Source organism: Nocardia sp. NRRL S-836, assembly GCF_001279525.1.
Lineage (GTDB): Bacteria > Actinomycetota > Actinomycetes > Mycobacteriales > Pseudonocardiaceae > Lentzea.
Map to the genome: position 1 here is coordinate 48,297 of NZ_LGDY01000118.1, position 25,137 is coordinate 73,433.

The 25,137-nt window shown below is 71.6% G+C and carries 28 protein-coding genes and 1 pseudogene; 15 read left to right on the forward strand and 14 right to left on the reverse strand.

What is annotated here, in order from left to right:
• Positions 1 to 77: 77 nt before the first annotated feature.
• Positions 78 to 1,217 carry an Ig-like domain-containing protein gene (locus ADL03_RS30715; RefSeq protein ID WP_157529500.1) on the reverse strand — a complete coding sequence of 380 codons (1,140 nt, stop codon included), beginning with the start codon at positions 1,215 to 1,217 and terminating at the stop codon, positions 78 to 80.
• A 52-nt stretch (positions 1,218 to 1,269) separates the two neighbouring features.
• On the opposite strand from ADL03_RS30715, the gene ADL03_RS30720 reads away from it, so the two are divergent.
• On the forward strand, positions 1,270 to 2,043 hold the full coding sequence (locus ADL03_RS30720; protein ID WP_197288776.1) for an SDR family NAD(P)-dependent oxidoreductase: 774 nt from the start codon (positions 1,270 to 1,272) through the stop codon (positions 2,041 to 2,043).
• A gap of 54 nt (positions 2,044 to 2,097) precedes the next feature.
• Positions 2,098 to 2,256: a hypothetical protein gene (locus ADL03_RS47555; RefSeq protein ID WP_157529501.1), complete on the forward strand. Its 159-nt coding sequence runs from the start codon at positions 2,098 to 2,100 to the stop codon at positions 2,254 to 2,256.
• 3 nt (positions 2,257 to 2,259) lie between these two features.
• On the opposite strand, the gene ADL03_RS30725 is transcribed toward ADL03_RS47555, so the two are convergent.
• Positions 2,260 to 3,267, reverse strand: a complete 1,008-nt coding sequence (locus ADL03_RS30725; RefSeq protein ID WP_053737076.1) for a hypothetical protein — start codon at positions 3,265 to 3,267, stop codon at positions 2,260 to 2,262.
• Between the two features lie 76 nt (positions 3,268 to 3,343).
• Entirely contained in the window at positions 3,344 to 4,456 is a 1,113-nt protein-coding gene (locus tag ADL03_RS30730; RefSeq protein WP_082373610.1) for a UDP-N-acetylmuramate dehydrogenase, read from the reverse strand.
• Here ADL03_RS30730 and ADL03_RS30735 point away from each other — a divergent pair.
• The 5 genes from ADL03_RS30735 (at position 4,443) to ADL03_RS30755 (ending at position 8,587) form a co-directional block, all read left to right on the forward strand.
• The gene (locus ADL03_RS30735) at positions 4,443 to 4,931 is read left to right on the forward strand and encodes a DUF2505 domain-containing protein (protein WP_053737077.1); all 489 of its coding nucleotides are present in this window, start codon (positions 4,443 to 4,445) and stop codon (positions 4,929 to 4,931) included. The genes ADL03_RS30730 and ADL03_RS30735 overlap by 14 nt on opposite strands.
• A complete protein-coding gene (locus tag ADL03_RS30740; protein WP_053737078.1) occupies positions 4,910 to 5,716 on the forward strand; it encodes a hypothetical protein in 807 nt (268 codons plus the stop codon). Before ADL03_RS30735 ends, ADL03_RS30740 begins: the two co-directional genes overlap by 22 nt.
• 10 nt (positions 5,717 to 5,726) lie before the next feature.
• Positions 5,727 to 6,461 (forward strand): maleylpyruvate isomerase family mycothiol-dependent enzyme, encoded by a 735-nt coding sequence (locus tag ADL03_RS30745; protein ID WP_197288777.1) that lies wholly within the window; start codon positions 5,727 to 5,729, stop codon positions 6,459 to 6,461.
• Positions 6,462 to 6,474: 13 nt separating this feature from the next.
• Entirely contained in the window at positions 6,475 to 7,350 is an 876-nt protein-coding gene (purU, locus tag ADL03_RS30750) for a formyltetrahydrofolate deformylase (protein ID WP_053737079.1), read from the forward strand.
• A 169-nt stretch (positions 7,351 to 7,519) separates the two neighbouring features.
• Positions 7,520 to 8,587 carry an LOG family protein gene (locus ADL03_RS30755; RefSeq protein ID WP_053737080.1) on the forward strand — a complete coding sequence of 356 codons (1,068 nt, stop codon included), beginning with the start codon at positions 7,520 to 7,522 and terminating at the stop codon, positions 8,585 to 8,587.
• Here the strand turns inward: ADL03_RS30755 and ADL03_RS30760 are convergent.
• Entirely contained in the window at positions 8,564 to 9,115 is a 552-nt protein-coding gene (locus ADL03_RS30760; RefSeq protein WP_197288778.1) for a YbaK/EbsC family protein, read from the reverse strand. The genes ADL03_RS30755 and ADL03_RS30760 overlap by 24 nt on opposite strands.
• Before the next feature lie 123 nt (positions 9,116 to 9,238).
• On the opposite strand from ADL03_RS30760, the gene ADL03_RS30765 reads away from it, so the two are divergent.
• Entirely contained in the window at positions 9,239 to 10,000 is a 762-nt protein-coding gene (locus tag ADL03_RS30765; protein WP_053737082.1) for a MerR family transcriptional regulator, read from the forward strand.
• 28 nt (positions 10,001 to 10,028) lie between these two features.
• Here ADL03_RS30765 and ADL03_RS30770 read toward each other — a convergent pair whose 3' ends face one another.
• The 5 genes from ADL03_RS30770 to ADL03_RS30790 all read right to left on the reverse strand — a co-directional run bounded on the left by ADL03_RS30770 (position 10,029) and on the right by ADL03_RS30790 (position 12,759).
• On the reverse strand, positions 10,029 to 10,577 hold the full coding sequence (locus tag ADL03_RS30770; RefSeq protein ID WP_053737083.1) for a type 1 glutamine amidotransferase domain-containing protein: 549 nt from the start codon (positions 10,575 to 10,577) through the stop codon (positions 10,029 to 10,031).
• A gap of 9 nt (positions 10,578 to 10,586) precedes the next feature.
• Positions 10,587 to 11,243 (reverse strand): alpha/beta fold hydrolase, encoded by a 657-nt coding sequence (locus ADL03_RS30775; protein WP_157529502.1) that lies wholly within the window; start codon positions 11,241 to 11,243, stop codon positions 10,587 to 10,589.
• A complete protein-coding gene (locus tag ADL03_RS30780; protein ID WP_231642488.1) occupies positions 11,240 to 11,548 on the reverse strand; it encodes a DUF2516 family protein in 309 nt (102 codons plus the stop codon). The genes ADL03_RS30775 and ADL03_RS30780 overlap by 4 nt, the downstream gene beginning before the upstream one ends.
• A 153-nt stretch (positions 11,549 to 11,701) precedes the next feature.
• Positions 11,702 to 12,376, reverse strand: coding sequence for a hypothetical protein (locus ADL03_RS30785; protein WP_053737084.1), 675 nt, complete (start codon positions 12,374 to 12,376; stop codon positions 11,702 to 11,704).
• Positions 12,377 to 12,381: 5 nt separating this feature from the next.
• Entirely contained in the window at positions 12,382 to 12,759 is a 378-nt protein-coding gene (locus tag ADL03_RS30790; protein ID WP_053737085.1) for a helix-turn-helix domain-containing protein, read from the reverse strand.
• A gap of 117 nt (positions 12,760 to 12,876) precedes the next feature.
• Here ADL03_RS30790 and ADL03_RS30795 point away from each other — a divergent pair, with 117 nt between their 5' ends.
• Positions 12,877 to 13,944, forward strand: a complete 1,068-nt coding sequence (locus tag ADL03_RS30795) for a methyltransferase domain-containing protein (RefSeq protein WP_053737086.1) — start codon at positions 12,877 to 12,879, stop codon at positions 13,942 to 13,944.
• 70 nt (positions 13,945 to 14,014) lie between these two features.
• Positions 14,015 to 16,021: an NACHT domain-containing NTPase gene (locus ADL03_RS30800; protein ID WP_197288779.1), complete on the forward strand. Its 2,007-nt coding sequence runs from the start codon at positions 14,015 to 14,017 to the stop codon at positions 16,019 to 16,021.
• On the opposite strand, the gene ADL03_RS30805 is transcribed toward ADL03_RS30800, so the two are convergent.
• The 4 genes from ADL03_RS30805 to ADL03_RS30820 are packed head-to-tail and all read right to left on the reverse strand — an operon-like array spanning position 16,018 to position 20,219.
• A complete protein-coding gene (locus tag ADL03_RS30805) occupies positions 16,018 to 16,734 on the reverse strand; it encodes a hypothetical protein (RefSeq protein WP_063798755.1) in 717 nt (238 codons plus the stop codon). The genes ADL03_RS30800 and ADL03_RS30805 overlap by 4 nt on opposite strands.
• A gap of 31 nt (positions 16,735 to 16,765) precedes the next feature.
• Positions 16,766 to 19,012 carry an FtsX-like permease family protein gene (locus ADL03_RS30810; RefSeq protein WP_053737088.1) on the reverse strand — a complete coding sequence of 749 codons (2,247 nt, stop codon included), beginning with the start codon at positions 19,010 to 19,012 and terminating at the stop codon, positions 16,766 to 16,768.
• A complete protein-coding gene (locus ADL03_RS30815) occupies positions 19,009 to 19,698 on the reverse strand; it encodes an ABC transporter ATP-binding protein (RefSeq protein WP_053737089.1) in 690 nt (229 codons plus the stop codon). Before ADL03_RS30815 ends, ADL03_RS30810 begins: the two co-directional genes overlap by 4 nt.
• Positions 19,695 to 20,219 (reverse strand): PadR family transcriptional regulator, encoded by a 525-nt coding sequence (locus ADL03_RS30820; RefSeq protein ID WP_053737090.1) that lies wholly within the window; start codon positions 20,217 to 20,219, stop codon positions 19,695 to 19,697. The genes ADL03_RS30815 and ADL03_RS30820 overlap by 4 nt, the downstream gene beginning before the upstream one ends.
• 86 nt (positions 20,220 to 20,305) lie before the next feature.
• Between ADL03_RS30820 and ADL03_RS30825 the strand changes: the two genes are divergently transcribed.
• The gene (locus ADL03_RS30825) at positions 20,306 to 20,794 is read left to right on the forward strand and encodes a CGNR zinc finger domain-containing protein (RefSeq protein WP_197288780.1); all 489 of its coding nucleotides are present in this window, start codon (positions 20,306 to 20,308) and stop codon (positions 20,792 to 20,794) included.
• Here the strand turns inward: ADL03_RS30825 and ADL03_RS30830 are convergent.
• Entirely contained in the window at positions 20,767 to 21,963 is a 1,197-nt protein-coding gene (locus ADL03_RS30830) for a DUF445 domain-containing protein (protein ID WP_082373612.1), read from the reverse strand. The two genes, ADL03_RS30825 and ADL03_RS30830, sit on opposite strands and share 28 nt — an antisense overlap.
• Before the next feature lie 140 nt (positions 21,964 to 22,103).
• On the opposite strand from ADL03_RS30830, the gene ADL03_RS30835 reads away from it, so the two are divergent.
• The 4 genes and pseudogenes from ADL03_RS30835 to ADL03_RS30850 all read left to right on the forward strand — a co-directional run.
• Complete coding sequence (locus tag ADL03_RS30835) at positions 22,104 to 23,207, forward strand: pyridoxal phosphate-dependent aminotransferase (RefSeq protein WP_231642500.1); 1,104 nt, start codon at positions 22,104 to 22,106, stop codon at positions 23,205 to 23,207.
• 96 nt (positions 23,208 to 23,303) lie between these two features.
• Positions 23,304 to 23,834 (forward strand): RNA polymerase sigma factor, encoded by a 531-nt coding sequence (locus ADL03_RS30840; RefSeq protein ID WP_053737093.1) that lies wholly within the window; start codon positions 23,304 to 23,306, stop codon positions 23,832 to 23,834.
• On the forward strand, positions 23,831 to 24,190 hold the full coding sequence (locus tag ADL03_RS30845; protein ID WP_053737094.1) for a hypothetical protein: 360 nt from the start codon (positions 23,831 to 23,833) through the stop codon (positions 24,188 to 24,190). The genes ADL03_RS30840 and ADL03_RS30845 overlap by 4 nt, the downstream gene beginning before the upstream one ends.
• A gap of 80 nt (positions 24,191 to 24,270) precedes the next feature.
• Positions 24,271 to 25,137 (forward strand): annotated as a pseudogene (locus ADL03_RS30850) (hypothetical protein); the annotation flags it as partial.

The window sequence follows — 25,137 nt, forward strand, 5'->3', positions numbered from 1 at the left end:
GGATGTCACGCGGGGGCCCCGCGTTCCCCTGAGCGGAACGCGGGGCCCCCGCGTGACGGCCGAGCCGGAGGAGTCGCCTACTTGGCGGCGGACTTCTCCTTCCACTGGGCCCACGGGATCTGCCAGTCGTACCAGTCGAACTGCGCCGGCAGCGTCGTGATCGACCCGGTCACCTCGACCGGGTCGCCGACCAGTGCCGAGTCGAAGTACGCCTTGGCGTCGGCCTCCAGCAGGTTCGCGCAGCCGTGCGAGGTGTTGTTCTTGCCGATGTTGCCGGCGTTGTCGTTGTTCTCGTGGATGAACTCACCGTGGTTCGAGAACCGCACGGCCCACTTCTTCACGACGTTGGTGTAGCCGTAGCGCGGGTTGTCGAACGAGAACGTCTCGTGCTTCGACATGACGACGAACGTGCCGTTGGGCGTGGTCAGCTCCGGGTCGGCGTCCTTGCCGAACGACGCCGGGTAGGCGGCGACCTGCTGGCCGTCGCGCAGCACCACGAGCTGGTGCGTCGGGTTGTCGATCTTCACGACCTGGTTGCGGCCGACGGTGAAGTCCGAGGTCACGTCGGCCTTGCCGAACGCGCCGCCGCCGTAGTTGACGCCGTAGAGCTTGGCCTCGACCTTGACCTGCGTGTTCGCCGGCCAGTACTTCTCGGGCCGGTAGTGCACCTCCTGGGCGTTCAGCCACGCCCACGAGCCCTGCACGTTCGCCGAGTTCGTGACCTTCAGCGCCTTCTCGACGGTCGCCTTGTCCTGCACCGGCGCCTCGAACTTGACCATGACCGGCGCCGCGACGCCGACGGTCTGGTTGTCGCCTGGCCACAGCGTCGCGCGGGTCTGCGTGCCCGGCGCCACCGTGGTGAAGGAGCCCTTGAGCTCGACCGGCTTGCCGTCGGTGCCGACCGCCTTGCCGGAGTAGCTGTAGGTCTTGCCGTACCCGAGGGGCTCGGCGTTGGTCCAGCCCGACCTGTCCTCGGTCAGCGTGCCCTTGACCTCTTTGCCCTCCGGCGACTTCAGCGCCACCGCCTCGATCTTGCCGTCCACGACCGTCACCTGGACGGGGGACGTGACCTGGACGTCCTTGGTGCCGTCCACGGGGGACACGGTCACCTTGGCGGACGGGAGCGAACTGTCCGGCTTGGCGGATCCTGCTTCGACGCTCGAACACGCGGACAGCAGCATCAGGCCGGCGAGCAACGCACCAACGGTTCTCTTCACGGTTCTGACCTCCACAAAGCAGGACGTCCAGCACGACCGCCTGGTGCGAGTGATGTCAGTCACACCGGTGTCGGCGCCTACGATCGGGATCGTGAATCGACCTGTCGCAGTAGTGACCGGAGCGAGCGCGGGCATCGGCGAGGCCACCGCGCGGCGGCTTGCCGCCGAGGGGTTCCACGTCGTGCTCGGCGCACGTCGTCTGGACCGTCTCCACGTTATCGCGAAAGAGATCGAGGGGACCGCGATCGAGCTGGACGTCACGGACGCCCCCTCGGTCGCGGCGTTCGCCGAGCAGGTGCCCGAGGCGAACGTGCTCGTGAACAACGCGGGTGGTGCGCGCGGTCTCTCCACCGTCGCCGAGGGGGATCCGGAGGAGTGGCGGTGGATGTGGGAGTCGAACGTGCTCGGCACGTTGCTCGTCACCAAGGCGTTCATCCCCAAGCTGATCGCGTCCGGTGACGGCCACATCGTGTCCGTGACGTCCGTCGCAGCACGTGACGCTTATGACAACGGCTCCGGCTACACGAGCGCCAAGCACGCGCAGTCGGCGCTGCACCGGACGTTGCGCGGCGAGCTGCTCGGGCAGCCGGTGCGGGTGACGGAGGTCCTGCCGGGCATGGTCGAGACCGACTTCTCCGCCAACCGGTTCGGCGGCGACACCGAGCGCGCGGCCAAGGTCTACCAGGGGCTCACGCCGCTGACGGCGGACGACGTGGCGGACGTGATCGCGTTCGCCGTCACCCGGCCGTCGCACGTGAACCTCGACGAGATCGTGCTCAAGCCGCGTGCGCAAGCGTCCGCGACGCGGGTGCACCGGGACCAGTAGCGTGGATCTCCTGCGGAGCAGCGGCTCCGCAGGAGAAACCGCCTGGGGGCAAACATGATCAAGAAGCTGGCGGCCGCCGTCGCGGCCACCGCGGTGCTGGCGCTCGCGTTCGTCCCGGCCGCGGCCGGCTCGCAGGACTGCGGCATCCCGCAGGCCAACCCCGGCTGCGCGGACCCGGGGTCCGTCGCGCAGGTGCTGCCGCAGGACCGCTGACGGCTACTGGCCCTTCCGCGACTCCGGCACGCCGGGGGTGAGCAGCTCCACGTCCAGCTGACGCAGGACGGGCTCGATCGGGTTGGCGAACCCGACCGGGCCCGTTCCGCCGACGTAGAGCCCGACGACCCGGTTGTCGGCGTCGACGAGCACCGCGCCCGAGTCGCCGTGGTCACCGAACCGCTCGGCCGAGTAGACCCTGATCTGGTCCCGCAACGTCCGCACGCCGATCCCGTCGCCGAAGTCCAGCCGCAGCGTCGCGTCCACCGACGTGATCACGCCGTACGTCAGACCCGTTGTGCGGCCTCGTTTGCGCACCGACGACCCCACCACGGCGGCCGCGGTCCCGGTGAGCGCGCCGACGTCGAGCACCTCCGGGCGGAACGGCCGGGCGCCCATCCGCAGGCCCGCCGCCGACACCGAGCCGGCCAGCGCGGCCCGGTCGAGCACCGCCACCTGGTCGGCGCCGGGCACGCCACCGTCCACCCTGGACGGGTGCAGGAACTCGTCGCCCACCGACCACGAGTCGTCCACGCAGCCGACGTGGAACGTGGTGAGCCCCAGCACCTCGCGGTCGGAGCGGGTCACCACGAACGCGCCCAGCGTGCCGACGATCACGTACTCGCCCGCGACCGGCACGTCCGGCGGCACCACCCTGACCGCGCGGGCCGGGCCGATGCTCAGACCGCCGCGCAGCACCGGATGCCGTTCCGCCACACCGGGTTCGCCCAGGACCTCCGAGGACCGCGACAGCCGTGCGCGGTGCAGCAGGACCGTCTCCGCGACCACGTCCGTCGGCACGCCGCCGACCTCGGGCGGGATCTGGTGCGGGTGCTCGGGTCCCTTGGTGCACACGTACACCACGATCGCGGCCCGGCCGGTGGGCCGGCCGCCGGTGTACTTCTCGCCGATGTCGACGCCGATGACGCCGGGCCGGGCGAGGAACTCGTCCTCGACCATCCGCTTGACCGGCCGGATGACCTCTCGCGCGTGCTCGTCGAGGTAGCTCATGGCAACCTCCGTTCCACCCCTACGTCAATGAAACACGCGACGTAGCGAATCGTCACACGGAGTCACCCGGACGGCCTCAGAGATGGACGCCCACGAAGACCGGTTCGGGGTGCAGCTCCACCCCGAACGCCGCCCGCACGCCGTCGCGCACCTCGCGCGCCAGGTCGAGCAGGTCCTCGGTCGAGGCCCCGCCGCGGTTGGTCAGCGCCAGCGTGTGCTTGCTCGACAACGCCACGCGGCCGCCGGGACCCTGGTGCCCCCTGCGGAACCCGGCACGTTCGATCAGCCACGCGGCGGAGAGCTTCCTGAAGCCGTTGCCCGCCGGGTAGGCCGGCACGTCGACGTCGCTGCCGAGGCGCTCGGCGACGCGGATCAGCACACCGCTCAGCGTCGCGTCGTCGAGGACCGGGTTGGTGAAGAACGAGCCCGCGCTCCACGTGTCGTGGTCGGCCGGGTCGAGCACCATGCCCTTGCCGCGGCGCAGTTCCAGCACGGCCTTGCGGGCCTCGTCGGCCGGCACGCGATCACCTTGCGCCACACCGAGAACGCGCGCGAGCTCGGCGTAGCGGATCGGCGCGGACATGCCGCCCGCGGTCAGCGAGAACCGGGTCCGCAGCACGACCGCCTGATCGGTGTTCTTCAGCACGCTGGTGCGGTAGTCGAGGCCGAGCTTGGCCGCGGGCACCTGGTGCACCTTGCCGCTGCGCCGGTCCAGCAGGTCGACCGACTGCAGCACCTGGGCGATCTCGACGCCGTACGCGCCGACGTTCTGCACGGGCGTGGCGCCGTTGGAACCGGGGATGCCGGACAGGCACTCGAGTCCGCCGAGGCCCTGCGCGACCGCCTCCGCGACGACGGCGTCCCACTCCTCGCCCGCCTCGACGGTGAACTGGACGATGCCGCCGCCCAGCGGGTCGAGCCGGAAACCCTTGGTGCCGACCTGCACGACGGTGCCGTCGAAGCCGGAGTCGGCGATCACGACGTTGGACCCGCCACCGAGCACGAGGACCTTCTCGTCGGCGGCGGCGTCGGCTGTCCGCACGGCTTCGACCAGCTCTGCCGCGGTCGTGGCGTGGACGAACCGCGCGGCCGGTCCACCGAGTCGGAGCGTGGTGCGCTCGGCCAGAGGCACGGACTGCGTGGTGGTCACGGACGTCAACGGTAGCCTCCGCGACATGGCACGCCGCATCGAGCACCACACCACGTCACCCCATTCGGCGGAGAAGGTCTTCGGCGCGTTGGTCGACGAGACCTACCTGCGCGACCGGCTGGCCGCCATCGGCGGCGCGAACGCCGAGCTGCTCTCGTTCACCTCGGTCGACGGCAAGACGTCCTACCAGCTCAGGCAGGGTGTGCCCGCGGAGCACCTGCCGTCGATGGCCAGGGCGGCGCTGGGGGGCGACCTGGTGATCCAGCGGACCGAGAACTGGGCCGCGGGTGCCGGCACGTCCGAGGTGACGATCAACGGCGTACCCGGCCGGCTCGACGGCGCGTTCACCATCACGGACAACGGATCGGGCTCGAAGCTCACCCTGACGGGCGAGGTCAAGGTCGGCATCCCGCTCATGGGCGGCAAGATCGAGAAGATGATCGTCGAGCAGGTCGCGGTGCTGCTCGACAAGGAGAGCGAGTTCACGTCGGAATGGCTCGCAAACCGCGGCTAGCGGCCGGCCGGGCCCGCGCGCTCGGCCTGCCCACGCGCGGCACGACGAACCCGAACCGCCTGCGCAGGGTCGACCGGTGGACGACCGGCACCCTGGCGGAGTTCCTGCGGGAGGCGGCCGACCCGCTGGTGGTCGACCTCGGGTACGGCGCGACGCCGATCACCACCGTCGAGCTGGCCACCCGGCTGCGGGTGGTGCGGCCGGACGTGCGCGTGCTCGGGCTGGAGATCGACCAGGACCGGGTCGACGCGGGCAAGGCCGTCGCCGATCCCCCGTTCCTCGACTTCCGGCGCGGCGGGTTCGAGCTCGCCGGTGCGCGGCCGGTGCTGTTGCGCGCGTTCAACGTGCTGCGCCAGTACACCGAGCAGCAGGCGTTCGAGGCGTGGGACACGATGCTGTCCCGGATGGCGCCCGGCGGCCTGGTCGTCGAGGGCACGTGTGACGAGATCGGCCGCCGCTGCACGTGGGTGACCTTGAACGCCGACGGTCCGCAGACGTTCACGCTGGCGTGCAAGCCGTCCGGCATCGAGGTGCCGTCCGACCTCGCCGAACGGCTGCCCAAGGCGCTGATCCACAAGAACGTGCCCGGCGAACGCGTCCACGCGCTGCTGGCCGAGCTGGACGCGTGCTGGGCGACGGCGGCGCCGTTCGCGCCGTTCGGGCCCCGTGCGCGGTGGGTCGAGTCGGCGCGGCTGCTGGCCGAGCGCGGGTGGCCGGTGCTGGACGACCGGAAGCGCTGGCGGCTCGGGGAAATCTCGCTCGAATGGGCCGCCGTGGCACCCTAGGGTGGACCACGTGGACTTCGTCGCGGAGATCGAGAAGCAGGCCGCCGGGTTGCGTGCCGCCGCGCTTGCGGCCGGCCCCACCGCCCCGGTGCCGACCTGTCCGAAGTGGACGGTGCACGACCTGGTGTGGCACCAGTCGAGCATCCACGCCTGGGCCGCGGAGGCGCTGGTGACGCCGCCGTCGGCGCACCCGCCGCGGCCGGACGAGATGCCGGAGTCCGGCGGCCCGGCCAAGTGGGACGACCTGCTGGTGTGGTGGGACGAGAAGCTCGCGGTGCTGCTCGACCGGCTGCGCACGACGCCGCCGGACACTCCCGCGTGGACGTTCGGCGACGACAAGACCGCGTCGTTCTGGGCCCGGCGCCAGGCGCACGAGACGTCGATCCACCACCTCGACGCGCTGCACGCCCGCGGTGACGTGCCGTCCCTGCTGTTCTCGCCCGAGTTCGCCGCCGACGGCGTCGACGAGTACTTCACCCTGATGCTCCCCCGCGCGGTCCGGCGCGTACCGGTCGAGGTCGAGGGCACGATCCTCTTCCACGCGGCGGACGCGGGCCGCACGTGGGAGGTGCGCCTCACGCCCGGTGAGCCGGTCGTCGTCGGGCCGCCGCAGGACGCGGCCATCCACGAGGACGCCACCGTGGCCGGCACGGCCGACGCCGTCTACCGCGCGGTGTGGGGCCGCCCCGGTCACGCGATCGTGTCCGGCGACCAGGCGCTGTTGGACGGTTTGCGCAGGCCGTGAATACTTCTGCGGCGTGTCATCGCCAGAGCGTCGCTATGTGATCACCTTCGGCTGCCCGGACCGCACCGGCATCATCGCGCGGATCTCCACGTTCCTCGCGGAGAACGGCGGCTGGATCGTCGAGGCCGCGTACCACACCGACCCGGAGACGGGCTGGTTCTTCACGCGCCAGGAGGTCCGGGCGGACTCGCTGCCCTTCGACGCCGCCGAGCTGCGCACCCGGTTCGCGGGCGTGGCGGCGTCGCTGGGCGCGCAGTCGACGTGGACGGTGACCGACACCGGTGAGCGCAAGCGCGTGGTGATCCTCGTGTCGAAGGAGGGCCACTGCCTGTACGACCTGCTGGCCCGCGTGTCGACCGGCGAGCTCGACGTCCAGGTCGCCGCAGTGATCGGCAACCACCCCGAGCTGGGCCACATCACGCGCGCGCACGGCATCCCGTTCCACCACGTGCCGTTCCCCGCCAACGACCCCGAGGGCAAGCAGGCCGCGTTCGCCCAGCTGCGCCGGCTGGTCGACCAGCACGACCCGCACGCCGTGGTGCTGGCGCGCTTCATGCAGATCCTGCCGCCCGAGCTGTGCGCGCACTGGTCCGGCCGCACGATCAACATCCACCACAGCTTCCTGCCGTCGTTCATCGGCGCCCGGCCCTACCACCAGGCGCACCGGCGCGGCGTGAAGCTGGTCGGGGCCACGTGCCACTACGTGACGGCCGACCTCGACGCGGGGCCGATCATCGAGCAGGACGTGCTGCGTGTGCACCACGGCGACTCGGTGGCGGACATGGTGCGCAAGGGGCGGGACATCGAGAAGGTCGTGCTGGCCCGCGGGCTCCGGTGGCACCTGGAGGACCGCGTGCTGGTGCACGGCAACCAGACGGTGATCTTCTAGCCCGCCCCCGCTCAGATCCTGTCGGGCAGCTCCCGGTCCGCGTCTCGTCCAGGACCAGCAACGACCCGTGCTCGCGGCACACGCCGCGCACGTGGCGAGCGGACCTGGTTCCCACCACTCGTTCGGATTGGGCGCCACTCCGGTTCGCACGAGGCATAGGCTTTTTCCCGTGCGGACCGAAATCACCGACCTACACCAGCTGCGGGCAGAGCCTGACCTGCGCAAAGCCGTCATCATCGGGCTGGACCTCTCGCGCGAGGACGTGCGCGTGCCGCTGGACGGTGCGCTGCTGCTCGGCTGCACGCTCAGCGAGACGATGCAGCGCAGGGCGGAGGCCGCGGGCGCGTTGATCTTCCCGGTGGTCCCGGACCTGCCCTACGAGGTGTACCGCACGAAGCTGTACACGCCGGCCGAGCTGTTCGCGGGCTTCGACCCGGCCGACCCGAGGAGCTACTCCGACACCCCGGACGCGGTGATCTACCGGCACAGCCGCCGGCAGGGCCACCAACCCGACCCGTTGCACGCGCTGACCGAACGCCTGCACGACCACTCGATCACCGAGGCGCTCGACGAGACGCTGAGCGGGCAGCCGGTCGCGGTCATGGGCGGCCACGCGCTGGCCCGCGGCACGGACGGCTACCGCAACGCCGTCGAGCTCGGCGCGGCGCTGGGCCGTGCCGGTTTCACCGTGCTGACCGGCGGCGGGCCCGGCGCGATGGAGGCCGTGCCGCTCGGCGTGCGCTGCGGTGCCGCGGACCGCGACGTCCTCGACCAGCTGGCGAAGGCGCCGTCGTTCGGTCACGACGAGGAGTCCATCGGCCGGTGGCTGGCGGCGTTCCCGCAGGTGCCGTCGTTCGAGGTGCCGCGCACGATCGGCATCCCGACCTGGTTCTACGGCCACGAGCCGCCCAACCCGGCCTGCGAGCTGCACGCCAAGTACTTCGCGAACTCGGTGCGCGAGGAGGGTCTGCTGACCGTCGCGACCGGCGGCATCGTCTACACGCCGGGCAAGGCGGGCACGGTCCAGGAGGTCTTCCAGGACTTCACCCAGAACTACTACGGCAGCGTCGGCCCGGCCGCGCCCATGATCTTCCTGGGCAGGGCGTTCTGGACCGACGAGGTGCCGGCCGCACCGCTCGTGCAGAAGCTCGCGGCCGGTCGCGAGGCCGAGCAGTGGATCCTCGTCACCGACGACATCGACGAGGCCGTCGAGCTACTGCTCAAGTACGCGGGCTAGGTCCGGCAGCACCTCGGCGCCCGGCAGCTTCACCAGCACGTCGCCGGGGATGAGGATCTTGGAGCCGCGGATGCCGCTGCCCACCACCAGCTCGGGGGCGGCGGCGACCTCGGGTGACACCAGGACCGGCCAGCCGGCGGGCACACCGATGGGCGTGATGCCGCCGTACTCCATGCCCGTCAACGCCACGGCCTCGTCCATCGGCGCGAACGACGCCTTGCGCGCGTCGAGCCGCTTGCGGATGACGCCGTTCACGTCCGCACGCATGGTCGCGAGCACCATGCAGGCCGCATAACGGATCTCGCCACCGCGCTTGCCCGCGACGACGACGCAGTTCGCGCTCGCTTCGAGCGGCGAGCCGTAGTGCGCGCAGAACTCGGCGGTGTCGGCGAGCGCGGGGTCGATCTCGGCGACGGCGACGCGGTCGGCACCGTCCAGCTCCCTCAACGCCTTGGCGACCGGTTCCGGCACCAGGTCGAGCCGCGACAGCACCGGCACGGGCTCCAACGATCCAGCGATGGTCCACATGACCTTCATCGTGCCAGCGAGTTCGCGCGACCGGCTTCCCGGCGACCTCGCCACCAAGCACAGGCGTTGACATTGACGTTGCGTCAAGCTTTAGCGTCGGTGGGGAGCGCGAGGAGGGAAGCGATGGCCTGGTCGATCGCCCAGGTGGCCCGGATGTCGAAGGTGACGTCCAGGACGCTGCGGCACTACGACTCGATCGGGCTGCTGCCACCGGCCTGGATCGGCGACAACGGGTACCGCTACTACGAGAAGGAGCAGGTCCACCGCCTGCAGCAGATCCTGCTGCTGCGCGACCTGGGCCTGGGCCTCGACGTGGTCGGCGAGATCCTGAACGGCACCGACCGGCTCACGGTCCTGCGCAACCACCACCGGTGGCTGCGGGAGGAGCGGGAGCGGCTGGACCGGCTCGCCACCACCGTCGCGCGCACCATCGAGGAACTGGAAGGAGGGGACGAGATGACGATGGAAGAGCTGTTCGACGGCTTCGACGCCAAGAAGCAGGAACGGCACGAGGCCGAGCTCGTCGAACGCTACGGCGAGGGTGCGAAGGAGCACATCGCCGAGAGCAAGCGGAGGATGAAGGGCTGGAAGCGGGCCGACGCGGACCGGTTCACGGCCGAGTGGCAGGACATCGCGGCGCAGCTCGGTGCCCTGTACGTGGCCGGCGCGGCGGCCGATGCCCCGCAGACGCAGGAGCTCATCGACCGCCACTACCGCTGGATCTGCCTGAGCTGGACGCCCGACCGGGCGTCCTACAAAGGCCTCGGTGACCTCTACGTCGACTCGGACGAGTTCCGGGCCAACTTCGAGGTCGAGGGCGGCGGCAACACGGCCGAGTGGACCCGTGCCGCCATGGCGCACTACGCCGACACGCGCCTGACGTAGAAGGGGTGCCGGGAGCTGCAGATCCCGGCTACTCGGCCAGGCCGAAGGCCTTCAGCGCCTCGCGGTTGAACGCCGGCAGGTCGTCCGGGTTGCGCGACGTCACGAGCGTCCACCCGTTCATGTCGCACACGCGGACCTCCTGGTCCGCCCAGTCGCCGCCCGCGTTGCGGATGTCGGTCTGCAGGCTCGCGAACGAGGTCAGCATCTTGCCGCGCACCACGTCGGCCTCGACCAGCAGCCACGGACCGTGGCAGATCGCCGCGATCGGCTTGCCCTGCGCGACCAGCTCCTTGACCAGCCGCACGGCGTCGCTGTCCATCCGGAGGAAGTCCGAGTTCGCGACGCCACCGGGGATCACCGCACCGGCGTAGTCGTCGGCCTTGGCGTCGGCGAGCGTGGTGTCGACCGGGAACGCGTCGGCCGGCGTCAGGTGGTTGAACGCGCGGACCTCGCCGAGCTTCGGCGCGAGCAGCCGCGGCGTGCCACCGGCCTTTTCGACATGCGTCCACGGGTCGGTGAGCTCGGCCTGCTCAATGCCCTCCATGTCGACCAGGAATGCGATCTTCTTGTCAGCCATGCCCGTGGGTTACCCGGCGAAGAACTCGACCAACCGGTGCCGGACCTCACCGCGGTGCGTGAGCATCGGCGAGGGTGAGCCGACCAGCCACAGCTCGCCGTTCGGGAACGCGGCGGCCGTCGCCTTCGCCACGTCCTCGGGATGCAGCGGATCGTCGGTGGCGGCGATGACCAGCACGGGTGCCTCGACCGCGGCCAGCTGTGCCGCGTCGGCGACCGCGACCTGGCCGGGCAGCTGTTCGGCGGCGGCTTCGAGCCGGGTCAACGCCTGCCGGCGCTCCGCGACGTACGCGGGCGGGCCGGCCGTGAGGTCCGAAAGCTGCTGAAGGGTGAACGCCGGTCGTGGCTGGTCGAGCACCGCGGGGAGCAGCAACGCCACCCGCCGGAACCGGTCCGGTTGCCGTGCGAGCAGTCTGACCAGGGCCGCGGCGCCGAGCGAGACGCCGACCGCGTGGTCGGCCGGGATGGTTGCCAGGTCGTCCGCGATGCGCCCGTAGTCCCAGTAGCCGGGCGGCGCGTCGGGGGCCGTCCCGTGCGAGGGCAGCGTCACGACCACGCGGGTGCCGGGCAGCCCGGAGGCGGGGATGCGCGCCTCACCGGGCGTGGCACCGAGCCCGTGCGCCACCAACGTGACGGGCGAGCCGGAGCCGTAGGAGCTCGTGATCACCAGCGCGGGCCGCGCTGCACCTCGATGAGCTTGGGACGCACGTCGACCATGTACACGAGCACCGCGACGAGACCGGCGAGCCAGAAGATCGACCCGAAGCTGCCCGGTGAGAACAGCAGCATCGCCGCAGCTCCACCGCCGGTGATGCCCAGCCACGCGGGCTTCGTCATGCGTTCCGCCGCCGTGTAGGCGTCGACGCGCTGGCTCAGCGCGTGGAAGAACGCGAACAGCCCGAGGATGGTGAACCCCAGGTCGGCGAGGAAGTACACGATGCCGTCGAGGTTCAAGATGCTGAAATCCGGCACGGGGAACACAGGACCAGACTACGTGCCGCTGCGCGCTGACGGGAACGGCGCGGTGCGGCAGTGCTCGAACCGGGGCCGGACACGCGACGGGGGGAGCACGCCGTGGCGCGCTCCCCCCCGCTCAGGACCTCTGGTCAGAGGACCTTCACCGAGTCACTTGGTGGTGCTGTCCGGCGTGGTCGGCGTGACCGGGGTCTTCTTGGTCGTGGCCGTGGTGCCGGTCGTGGCCGCCGGCTTGCGCGGCGCGGTGCGGTTCGCGGCCTTGCGGGTGGTGCTGCGGACCTCGTGCGCGGCGTCGCCACCGACCTCGACGATCTCCTCGGCCAGCTTCTCCGCGCCGTCCTCGACCTGGCTCGCGACCTTCTCGCCGACCGCGCGGGTGCGGCGGGTGACCTTGCCGAGCACGTCGTCGGCGATCACGCGGGCGTCGGCCGCGGCGGTCCCGGCCCGCTTCTGGGCGGCCTCCACGGCCTGCTCGACCTGCTCGACGGCCTGCTTGACCTGCGGCTGGGCCTTGATCTGCTCAAGGGTCTGCTCGCCCTGCTCGGCGAGGTAGCTGTAGAGGTTGACCGCGGACGCGGTGTAGGCGTCGACCAGCTTCTTCAGCTCGGCGGGCTGCAGCTTCTCGCGCAGGTCCTTGAGCTCGACGGGCAGGTCGGAAGCCTTCGAGGAGGCCTCCTCCGCGCGCACCTTGGCCTTGGTCAGCGCCTCGGCCACGGCCTTGGCGGCGAGGTCACCGGCACCGAGCGCGGCGAGGAGGGCCTGGCGGGCGGCGTGTGCGCCCTGCTCGGCGGCCTTGCGAACGTCGTCCTGGGTGAGCTTCGGCATGGAGATCAGTCCTCCTTGTTCTTGGCGGCGTTCTCCCGCCGGAAAGATTCGTAGACGTCGAGCAGCACCTGCTTCTGCCGCTCGGTCAGATCGGTCGCGGCGACCACGGCGTCCGTCAGCGCACCGCCTTCGCGCTGCTGGAGGATCCCGGCCTCGACGTAGAGCACCTCGGCCGAGATGCGCAGCCCCTTGGCGATCTGCTGCAGGATCTCCGCGGACGGCTTGCGCAGCCCCCGCTCGATCTGGCTGAGGTACGGGTTGGAGACGCCCGCTTGCTTCGCCAGCTCCCGCAGGGAGATCTTGGCGGAGTTGCGCTGCTCGCGGATGAAGTCCCCGATGTTGCGGCCGATGTCCGCGACTGCCTTGTCGATGGACTTGTCCATGGTTCCCGGCTCCCGTTCCTCGTGCGCCTTCCACGGTAGCGAGGGGTGCTAACTCTTGCAAGCACCCTGCTAGCAATCGCTGCGTGTGCTCCGCCACAGGGTTACCGTGAGGGGGACATGGACGACGCCGGAGCCCTGCGCGCCGAGCTGGCGGACCACCTGCTCGGCACCGGCGTGCTGCGCGGTTCCCAGTGGTACAACGCTTTCCGGGCCGTTCCACGCCACGAGTTCCTGCCCCGGTTCTACCGCCAGCGCCACGACGGCGACTGGGAGCCGGTCACCGCCGCGAGCCCCGGCTGGCTGGAGCTCGTCTACACCGATCGGGTGTGGGTTACCCAGTTCGACGGCGACGACACGGTGACCGGCGGCACACCGACCTGCTCGTCGAGCATGCCGACGATCATGGCGATCATGCTGGAGGCGCTGGACGTCCACAACGGACAGTCGGTGCTGGAGGTGGGCACCGGCACCGGGTACAACGCGGCCCTGCTCTGCCACGCCGCCGGATCCGAGCACGTGACGACGGTCGACGTCGATCCGAACCTCTCCGCCCGTGCTCGCGAACGACTGCACCGCAACGGTTTCACGCCCACGTGCGTCACCGGCGACGGCGCGCTGGGCCACCCGCCGAACGCGCCCTACGACCGGGTGCTCGCCACCTGCTCGGTCACGACGGTCCCTCCCGCCTGGCTGGAGCAGACCACGCCGGGCGGTCTCGTCGTCACCACGCTGCACCGCCCCATCGGCGCCGGGCTCGTCCGGATCGTCTCCCGCGGCGACGGCACCGGCGAGGGCCGCGTTCTCGTGGCGGACGGCCGTTTCATGCCGTTGCGCGCGCACGCCCGCAAGCCCGCTCTCGCCGGTGAAGGCGGCTTCGCGCGCAGGAGGACCACCCTGCCGATGGCCACGGTCACCGACCCGGCCAGCCCGTTCGAGTTCTTCGCCGGCATCGCGCTGCCCGACGTCGTGGCCGGGCAGGACTGGCTGGGTCACCCGGACGGTTCGTGGGTCCACCACCACGGCTCGCACGTCGACCAGGGCGGCCCGCGCCGGCTGTGGGACCTCGCGGAACGGGCCCTCACCGAGTGGCACGACCTGGGCAAACCCCGCCGTCAGCACTTCGGCGTCACCATCGACCACGACGAGCAGCACCTCACCCTGGGGCAACGGAGGTGGCGACTGTGATCAGCAGCGATCGGCACGACACGGGTCACTGAACCGACCTCAGGCGGATGCGGTGCGTCATGATGCGCGCATGTCCAGAATCCGCCAGCAGGCGCTGCTGGCCGGCTGCGTGCTGACCGCACTGCTCACCGCTGCCGGTCTGTTCGTCACGGACCACGGCATCAACCCGCACGTGTGGCTGATCGCGCTCGCCGTGGTGTTCCTCGGTTTCCTCGCGCTGCTCGACCCGTGGCTGCGGCGCAGGCACAACGCCGAGCTGAGCACCGACGAGCACCTGGACGCGGCCTGCCGCGCGCTCGCCGCCGGCCTGCAGGTGCAGTGGAACGAGGAGGTGCGCTCGCGCGGCCTCACCGACCCGGACGTGCTCGACCTGCACTGGACCGCGCCGGAGCTGGACCTGAGCGACGAGCCGGACGCGCCGCCGGGACGCAGTGGCGCGGTGGTCGGCGCGTTCCACCGGCAGGTGCACCGCAGGATGGTGGTCCTCGGCGAGGCGGGCACCGGCAAGACGACGGTCGCGATGCTGCTGACGTGCGGCCTGCTGGACCGCTACGACGGCGGCATGGTCCCGGTGCTGCTGCCGCTGTCGACGTGGGACCCGGCGGCCGAGGACATCCGCACGTGGTTCACCCGCCGGCTCTACGAGGACCACCCGGCGCTGAGCAACACCGAGCTGTACGGCAGCTACGCCGGTGACCTGCTGGTCGAGCAGCACCGGGTGCTGCCGGTGCTGGACGGTCTCGACGACGTCCCGGCCCACCAGCGCGCGGACGCGCTGGCCAGGATCGCGAAGGCGTTCCCGGCCGGCCGCCCGCTCGTGCTGACCTGCCGGACCGGCGAGTACGCCCAGGCCGTGCACCTCGCGGGCCCGCTGCCCGGCGCCGACGTGGTCGAGCTGGCACCGCTCGACCTGGACGAGGTGGCCTCCTACCTGCGGGCGAGCGCGGACACCGTGGGCGCGGCGCGGTGGGAGCCGGTGTTCATCCACCTGCGCGAGGAACCCGACGGCCGGCTAGCGGACGCGTTGTCGACGCCGCTCACGATGTGGCTGGCCAGCATGGTCTACGCCGACGCCGAGGCGGAGCCCACCGAGCTGCTCGACCGCGGCCGCTTCCCGGACGCCCGCGCGGTCTCCGACCACCTGTGCGACGAGCTGGTGTCCCGCGCGTTCGGCAACCGGGCCTTCGCCCACCACGCCGGGGCCTCGCAGGTCTGGCCCCGTGAGAAGGCCCGTCGGTGGCTTGAGTTCCTCGCCCACGAGATGCGCGACCGCGGCATCCGCGAGCTGGCCTGGTGGGAGCTGCGCCGGTCGGTCGGCCGCACTTGGCTCGCCCTGCTGGGAGCGCTGGTGCTGGGCGCGATCGGCGGGTTCGGCGTCGGGTGGCTGATGGCGTACTCGATCACGCCGAAGCTCGCGCCGATCACCGGCCTGGTCGCCGGTGTCGTGGTCGGCGGGGCCGCGTTGTCCGCCTCGAAGGAACGGCAACCCAAGCCACGCCTGGGCGTCTGGCGGTCACTGCTGCTCGTGCCCGGTGTGCTCGGACTCGCCGCCGGGCTCGTCTTCGGTGCCCTGTACGGGCTTTCGGCCGGTCTGGTGGTCGGCCTGGGCCTGGCGGTGGCCGTCGCGCTGCGGTTCGCGCTGTCGAGCGCGGCCGAGCTCTCCCAGGCTTCCAGTCCACAGTGGACCATGGCGCGCGACCGGATCGCGGTGTGGACCGGCTCGCTGGTGCTGGCCGTGGTGTTCGGCTCGGCGGCGGCGCTGGTGTTCGGGCCCGGTCAGACCGGCATGGTGGGGCTGGGGCTCGCCTCCGGGCTGATGCTGGGGTTCGCGCTGGCCGTGCTGCACCTGCGCTGGTGGTGGTTCACCGTCGCGCGGATCTGGCTCGCGTTGCGCGGGAAGCTGCCGTGGGAGCTGATGGTGTTCTTCGAGGACGCGCGCAAGCTGGGCGTGCTGTGCCGGGCGGGCGCGTGCTACCAGTTCCGCCACGGCCTGGTGCAGGACCGGCTGGCCGAGCACGGTGCCGCGGCCGGGTCGGTGGTGAGCAGGGTGCGGCTGAGGCGGGCGAACCAGGTCTAGCGGTGCCGCATCCAGAGGTTCGTCTCCTCGTAGACGCCCTGGTCACCGTCGAAAGCCACCACGTCGTGGCCGCCGGGCACGACGTAGCGGCCGGGCCGCGGGAACCGCACGCCGGTCCACCTCTCCCACTGCGCGGCGGTGCCCGTCACGACCATGGACCGCTCGGCCGGTCCCAGGACCGTCGCACCGAGGCGTTGGTGGGTGCGGATCCACGGGTCGGGGTGCAGTCCGTCGTCACGCGTCCAGGCGGCGAAGTCGGCCATCGGCGTCAACGGGTGGCTCGCCTTCGTCGTCGGCCGCACCGGCACGACGACCCGGCGCAGCCCCCGTTGCACCGCGCGCTCGCGCAACGCCGTCAGCACCACGCCCGCGAGGCCCCGGCCGGACCGGTCCCCGCGGACCGTGGCGGCCAGGACGCACAACGTGTCCGGCTCGACGCCGTTCTCGTGCTCCCGCACCGACTGCACGATCGCGCCGTCGTAGCCGCCGTCGGGCAGCGCCGCGGGTGAACCGTCCCACCGCAGTGCCACCGCGACCGCGTGGGCCAGCACCTCGTCGCCGTCCACCACCAGCACGTCGTACTGCGGGAAGTGCTCCCGGACCGCCTCGCGGTACCGGTTCGAGACCGGGTCCTTCAGCACGAACAACGGCCATTCGCCGCTCAGCTCCGCCGAGGAGAACCCGGGGCGGTCCGCGGTGGTGACGATCTGCACGCGCCCGATCGTAGGCGCGTGCGGATCACCGTCACTCGGTCCGCAGGCCCAGTGCGCCGGTCGCCTTCCACAGCGAGGGCAGCGTCAGCACCGTGACCGCGAACGTCAGCGCCACGGCGAGTCCGGCCACCAGTCCGATGCCCGCCCAGTCGAAGGCGACCTCGGTGTCGAACACCCGCATCACCAGGACGCCGAGCCCGACGCCGGTGGCCACGGACACCGCCGTGGAGATCACCAGCGGCACCGCGTTCTGCCACAGCAGCGAGCGGGCCAGGGTGCCGCGCGGCACGCCGCTCGCCGTCATCACCGCGAGCGGCCGGCGGCGTTCCCTGACCTGCTCCAGCCCCACGACCAGCAGGGACGCGCCCGCCAGCAGCAACGTGAGCAGCGAACCCGCGAGCAGCGCGCGGCGGATCACGCCGAACACGTGCTCCACCTCGCTGGTGTTGTCCTGGCCGACGTAGTACGTGTGCACGCGGTGCCCGTGGCTCGCGAGCGCGTTGCGGGTGTGCTCGGCGACGTCGGGGATCGACGGGTCGAGCTCCGCCTGGTAGTCGGAGTGCTGTGAGCGGAGTCCCGCGGCGGCGGCCGGGGTGAGGAACAGGCCGGGGCGGGTGCCGGTGGCCGGTTCCACCGGCGGCACGGTCCACGGCGTGCCCGTGTCCGGTCCCGTGACGCCGACCTTCAGCACCTGACCGGCCCGCACGGACTCCCGGCTGCCGGCCCGCGCGACCACGTAGGCCTTGCCGTCGGCGCAGTCCGGCACGGTCACCAGCGACCGCAGTGCCTCGCACGAACCCATGTTCACGCTGATGTACGTCCGGTCGTCGACCTCCGCGCTGGTCTGGTCGAGCCGGTGCAGGGAGAGCACCCCGCGGGTGTTGCCCATCAGCGCGGGCAGGCCGGACAGGTCGGTGGTGGAGTCGCCGGAGATGGTCAGGAACTGGTGGCTGACCTCCTCCCGCTCGTCGGCCCGCACCTCCTTCTCGATGCCGGCCAGCAGCATCTGCAGCGTGACGGTGCCGGCGAGCACGACCGCGACACCGCCGACGACGCGGGCGGCGGTTCCGCTGTCGAGCTGTAGCCGGCGCACGGCGAGCTGGAGCGCGGGGGTGTGGCCCCGCATCCGGAACACGACCCGTTCCACCAGCCACGGCAGCAGCACCGGAATGCCGAGCATCAGCAGCACCACGCCGGCCACGAAGGCGGTCGTGTCCAGCTGGGTCCGCTCGCCGGAGTGCCCGATCTGGCTCACCAGCAACCCGGCTCCGGCGACGACCGGCACCAGCCGCCACCACACCCTGCGTCGCACCGGGTTCTGCTCGCGCACCACGCCGAGCGGTTCGATGATCGTGCGCCGCATCGCCACGAGCGAGGTGACGACCGCGAGCACCGGCACCGCCACGACGACGGTGAGGGTCAGCGCGGGCGTGGGCGTGACGTCGCTGGGGAACGAGGACAGCTCGGCGATGCTGATCCGGTCGACGAACGGCCGGACCGCGAAGAACAGGCCGAACCCCACCACGAGCCCGGCCAGCGCACCGATCAGCGACTCCCCCGACGCGATCAGCCGCACCCGGCCCGCACCCGCACCGACCAGCCGCAACGCCGCGAGCCTGCGGTCGCGCTGGGCCGCGGCGAGGCGGGTGGCGACGCCGATGAACACCAGCACCGGGAACAGCAGGACCACCACGCCGACCAGGCTGAGCAGCCACAGCACCGGGTCCATGGCGCCGCTGCGGCCGGTCGCGCCCCAGCGGTAGACGGTGTTGCCGTTCGGCTCCGCCTCGATCGAGGCGTCACCGGCGTAGAAGCGCAGTTCGCGCGGGTTCTCCAGGCCGGGCTGGCCGATCGTGCCGACGACCCGCTCCGGGAACCGCGGCCTCAGCAGCTCGCCCGCCGGTGAGGCGAGCAGGTCGGCGAGCGCGGGTGACAGGAAGACCTCGCCGTCGCCTGGCAGCCGGTCGACGCCCGGCGGCACCGGGGCGTCCGGCGAGAGCACCTTCAGGTAGAAGCCGCGGATGGAGTCGGAGCGGAACGCGTGGCTGTGGTCCTCGGCCAGCAGCGGCGGCGGACCGTCACCGCGGGCGACCGTGCCGAGCGCCCGCACGCGGTCCGCCCGCGCGTCCAGTGCCGTCGGCAACGACGCGGCGAGCAGCAGCATCGCCACGCACAGCCCGATGCCGAACCCCTGCAGTGCGAGCCTGGTCCAGGACTTCCGGCTGCCCCCGACGGCCAGCCGGACCCCCAGGGCGAGGTCGCTGATCACCCGCTTCACCGGGCGAACTCCACGTCCCGCGACCGGCCGTCGCGCACCACGACCTCGCGGTCGGAGTAGGCGGCGACCCGCGGCTCGTGCGTGACCAGCACGACCGCCGCGCCCGTCTCCCGTGCCGCGGTCGTGAGCAGGTGCATCACGCGTTCGCCGTTGAGCGAGTCGAGCGCACCGGTCGGCTCGTCGGCGAAGATCACCTTCGGGCTGGTGACCAGTGCGCGTGCCACGGCGACGCGCTGGCCCTGGCCACCGGAGGTCTCGCCGGGCCGCTGGCCGGCCACCGCGTCGACCTCCAGCCGGGCGAGCCACTCGTGCGCGGCGCGTTCGGCGTCCTTGCGCTTCCTGCCGCTGAGCCGCAACGGCAGCGCGACGTTCTCCAGGCAGGTCAGCTCCGGCACGAGCTGGCCGAACTGGAAGACGAACCCGAACTCGGTGCGCCGCAGCTCGCTGCGCTCGTGGTCGGACATGGTGGTCAGGTCGCGGTCGCGGTAGGTGACCGTGCCCTCGTCCGGCGGCAGGATGCCCGCGATGCAGTGCAGCAGCGTCGACTTGCCGGAGCCCGACGGCCCCATCACCGCCACGACCTCGCCCTCGCGGACGGTGAGGCCGGCACCGGCGAGCGCCTGCGTCTTGCCGAACGACTTGACCAGGTCCTCCGCCCTCAGCAGGGCCGGTTTCCGCTCGGTCATCGCGCCACCTCCGCGGCGAGCTGGTCGATCCTGGCCGCGGTCAGTTCGAGCCACCGCAGGTCGGCTTCGAGGTGGAACAGGGCGAAGTCGCAGATCAGCTGGTCGGCCAGGTCGCCGTCGACCTTGCGCCGGGTGAGCTCGCGCATCGTCGTCAGGTGCGCCGAGCGCTGCGCGTCGAGCACCTCCACCGCGCTGCGGCCGGACAGCAGCGCCAGCACGACCTTCGCGTAGAGCGTGTTCTGCAGGTACGGCTCCGGCTTCTCCGGCGTGCGCAGCCAGCGCTCCACGTCGGTGACACCGGCGTCCGTGATGGCGTACCGCTTGCGCTCGGGACCGTCGCCGGCCTCGACGCCCGCCTCGGTCACGTAGCCGTTCTTCAGCAGCCGCGACAGGGTGGAGTACACCTGCCCGTAGTGCAACGGGCGGTCCTGACCGAAGCGCTCGTCGTACGCGCGCTTGAGGTCGTATCCATGCCTTGGACCGCCTTCCAGCAGGCCCAACAGTGCGTGACCGATCGACATGCGGAGGACTATACACCCCGTGTATACACCGAGTGTATTCGAGAGATGTCCTGACGGGTGACCGCCGTGGCGCCTACAGTGGTGGGGTGACTGGTCTGACTGTCGGCTGGGATCACGACGTCGAGCTGCTGCTCGACTTCCTGAACACTCGACACGTACTGGACAGTGAAGCCTCCTGGCGCGCGTGGGTGACCGAACGCGGCCTCGGGCGGAGCGGGGAAATCGCACAGGCGCGCGCCGCGCGGGCAGCACTGCGTTCGTCCATCGAGGGGTCGTCAGGGCCCAGGACGGCGGCCGGCGTCGTGCACGTCGAGCTGACCGGCGGCGTCCCGATGCTCGCGAGCAGCGACGCGGTCGGTGCCGTGCTCGCGGCCTCCGCCCGCCTCGCCGTGCTCGGCTCGTGGGAGCGGCTCAAGATCTGTCCCGCCGACGACTGCCTGCGCGCGTTCTTCGACCGCTCCCGCAACCGCTCGCGCACCTGGTGCTCGATGCAGGTGTGCGGCAACCGCGAGAAGGCCCGCACGTTCCGAAAACGCTCGCGCGCCTCTCAGAAGAGCACGTTGGCCACGGTGTAGATCACCAGACCGGCCAGCGCGCCGACCACGGTGCCGTTGATCCGGATGAACTGCAGGTCCCTGCCGACCTGCAGCTCGATCTTGCGCGAGGTCTCCTCCGCGTCCCACCGCTCGACCGTGTCCGTGATGAGCGTGGTGATCTCGGCGCGGTAGTTCTGCACGACGTACCCGGCGGCCTGCTCCAGCCAGCCGTCGACCTTGGCGCGCAGCTCTGGGTCCCCTGTCAGGTTGGTGCCGAGCGTGACCAGCCCCTGCGTGACGCGCCTGCGCAGCTCGCTGGACGGGTCCTCGGCGGCGTCGAGCAGCATCTTCTTCGCCGTGCCCCACGCGCTGCTGATCACCTTCTGCACGTCCGGGTGGTTGATCACCTGCTGCTTGACCTGCTCGGCGCGCTGCATCGTGGCCGCGTCGGTCTGCATGTCGGCGGAGAACTCGATCAGGAACTGGTCGACGGCCAGCCGCATCGGGTGGTTGACGTCGGTCTTGACCGCCCACGCGAAGTTGACCAGCTCGGTGTAGACCTTGTCGCCGAGCAGCGAGTCGACGAACTTCGGCGACCACGCGGGCGCGCGCTCGGAGACGATCAGGCTGACCTTGTCGTAGTTGTCGCGCACCCACTCGTAGGCCCGGTCGCACATCAGGTCGACGAGCTTGTGGTGCGCGCCGTCGGTGAGGACCTGGTTGAGCAGCTTGCCCAGCGGCGGGCCCCAGGGCTTGGCCGTGACGCGCTTGACGATCGCGTGCTCGACGACGGCCTGCACCTCCTCGTCCTTGAGCACGGTGATCGCGCCCTTGAGGATGTTCGCGAGCTCGTTGGTGATGCGCTCGGCGTTCTCCGGCTGCTTGACCCACGCCCCGGCGCGCTCGGCGATGCCCGCACGCCGCAGCTTGTCCTGCACGATCTCCGGGCTGAGGAAGTTGACGCCCACGAAGTCGCCGAGCGTCTTGCCGAACATGTTCTTCCGGGTGGGGATGATCGCGGTGTGCGGGATGGGCAGGCCGAGGGGGCGCCGGAACAGCGCCGTGACGGCGAACCAGTCGGCGAGCGCGCCCACCATTCCGGCCTCCGCGGCGGCACGGACGTACCCCACCCAGGCGCCCTCGAAGGCGTGCGATCCGAGGAAGACGACCGTCGCGCCCACGAGGAAGCTCGTCGCGACGAGCTTCATCCTGCGCAGGTCGGTGCGCTTCTGCTGGTCAGCGGCGGTCAGTTGCTCCACGACACCATTGTCCGTGAAGATCCTGGGTTGTGCGGGTACCAGCGCTAGTTCCCCGGTTGCAGCCGTTCACCTCGACGATCTTCGCGGAGATGACGGGGCTGGCCGTGCAGCACGACGCCGTGAACCTCGGTCAGGGTTTCCCCGACACCGACGGCCCCGCGTCGATGCTCGCCGCCGCCCAGTCGGCGATCGCGTCCGGCGTGAACCAGTACCCACCCGGCCCCGGCATGCCGGTGCTGCGCGCGGCGGTCGCGGCGCACCGCTCGCGGTACGGGACCACGTACGACCCGGACACCGAGGTCCTGGTGACGGTCGGCGCCACCGAGGCGATCGCCGCCTCGTTGCTGGCGCTGGTCGAGGCCGGCGACGAGGTGCTGCTCATCGAGCCCTACTACGACTCCTACGCGGCGTCGGTCGCCATGGCCGGGGCCACGCGGGTGACCGTGGGCCTGCGCGAGGACTCGTCCGGCCGGTTGGCGCTGGACGTCGAGGCGCTGCGGGCCGCCGTCACGCCGCGGACGCGGGCGGTGCTGGTGAACTCGCCGCACAACCCGACCGGCACCGTGTTCACGGCGGACGAGATGAACGCCATCGCGGCGTTGTGCGTCGAGCACGACCTGCTGGCGATCACCGACGAGGTCTACGAGCACCTGGTGTTCGACGGCCGTGAGCACGTCCCGCTGGCGTCGCTGCCGGGGATGGCCGAGCGGACGTTGTCGATCTCGGGCGCGGGCAAGACGTTCAACTGCACCGGCTGGAAGATCGGCTGGGTGTGCGGGCCGGCCCCGCTGGTGTCCGCGGTGCGCGCCGCTAAGCAGTTCATGACGTTCGTCGGCGGTGCCCCGTTCCAGCCCGCCGTCGCGCACGCGCTGACCGCCGAGCTGGACTGGGTGACGTCGCTGCGCGACTCGCTGGCGGCGAAGCGGGCAAGGCTGGCGGAGGGCCTGCGTGCGGCGGGCTTCGAGGTGCGTTCCTCGGAGGGGACGTACTTCATCTGCGCCGACGTCCGCCCCCTCGGCTACACCGACGGCCTGGCCCTGTGCCGCGACCTGCCCGCCCGGATCGGCGTGGCCGCGGTGCCCGTGCAGGTCTTCACCGACCGTCCCGCGGAGTGGCAGCACCTGATCCGGTTCGCGTTCTGCAAGCAGGACGCCGTGATCGACGAGGCCGTGGAGCGACTCCACAAGCTGTAGTTGTCCACAGGTGTGGATGACTTTCTCCACAGCTGTGGACAAGCCTCTTTCGAGTGAGGCGTGGAGCCTCCACAGCCGTATTCGCCTCCAAGCGGCATGGACACGAACACGGAGGTCATCCACGCCGCACGCACCGGCCTCGCCGGCTGGGAAGCGCTCGTCGAACGCTACTCCCGGCTGGTCTGGTCGGTGCCCAGATCGTTCCGCCTGAACCACGCCGACGCGGCCGACGTCTACCAGTGCACCTGGCTCTGCCTGGCCGAACACCTCACCCGCATCCGAGAACCCGAGGCCCTGGCGGTGTGGCTGGTCCGTACCGCCACCCGCCAGAGCATCACCGTGCTGCGCCTGCGCGGCCGCGAGCTCCCCACCCACCGCTGGGAGCCCGAACCGACGTCACCAACCCCCGAGGACGTCGTGCTCGACACCGACCGCGCCCGCCGGCTGTGGACAGCGCTGACGACGTTGAACGAACGGTGCCAACGCCTGCTGCGGATAGCTGCCCACAGCCCTGAGGTGAGTTATGCACAGGTTGCCGACGCCCTGGGGATGAAGGTGGGAAGCGTCGGCCCGACCCGCCGCCGCTGCCTGCTCGCGCTGCGCCGGGAACTGGAGGCGGCGCGATGAGGGACCCGCTGCTCGCCGAGATCGCCGCGCTGTTCCACGCCGACGTGCCCCCGGCCGTCGCCGCCCCCGCCCCGACCGGTCTCGCCCCCATGGCGGCTGTGGACGAGCCGGTCCGCGGCCCGTCCCGGCAGCTGGTGTTCCACGCCGGTGCGGGGCGGATGTACCTGCAGCTGGACGGGCCGCTGCTGACCGGGGTGCTCGACGACAGGAACGTGACGGTCGAGGTCCGCTCGCCTGAGCAGGGCGTGGCGATCCGGCCGGATGCCGAGGGGTGGTTCCGGGCCGAGGTCGCGCCGGGGCCGGTGTGCGTTTGCGTGCCGGAACTCGGGCTGACGACGGGGTGGTTCGTCGCATGAGCGCCGGAACCGATCCGCACGCAGCCACACCCGCCCAGGAGCGCGCCGGATCCGCACCCGACAAACAGGAGGCTCATCGCATGAGCGCCGGAACCGGCTCACAGGCGACCAACGCCGCCGCCACACCTGACCGAGGCCGCGCCGAAGCCGCGCCCGACAACCAGGCGGCCCACCCCACCAGCCCCAACGCCGCCCTGCGGGCAACCACGCCCTCTCAGGGCCGCGCCGCGACCGCGGCCGACCAGGCGGCCCGCCCCACCAGCCCCGCCCCGCGCACAACCACGTCCGCCCAGGGCTGCGCCGCGAGCGCGCCCGCCGACCAGACAACCCACCCCACCAGCCCCAGCGCCCCGCGGGCAACCACGCCCTCCCAGACCCGCGCCGCACCCGCGCCCGACCAGGAGACCCGTCCCACGAGCCCCACCACCGACCCGCGGGCGACCATCGCCACCACACGCGTCCGAGGCACCAAGGCCCAGCGCGCCGACGCCCTGCACGACCTGAGCGTCGCCCACGTCGAGCTGGGCCACCTGGACGAGGCCGCGAAGCTCGCCCGGCGCGGGTTGCGGCTCACCGGTGAGCCGCGGTTCCGGCTCGCGCTCGCCTGGATCGACCTGGACCGGGGGCGGCTCAGCCAGAGCCTCGAGCACCTGAACCTCGCGACGCCGCAGTTGCGTGGCAGGGAGCTCGTCAGGGCGCGGTGCCTGCGCGGGCTGCACCTGTGCCGGTCGGCCGATCCGCGGGCGGCGATGGCGGAGCTGACCGCCGTGATCAGGGAGCTGCGGCGGTACGACGACCAGCGGTGGCTCGCCAACGCGTTGATCGGCAGGGGGATCGCTCGTTGTCAGGCGTTGCGGCTGGCCGAGGCCGACGCGGACTTCACGGCGGCGGAGGTGGGGGTGGGGGGGTTGCCCGCCCCCCCGGCCTTTGGCCCTGCCCGGCTTGCG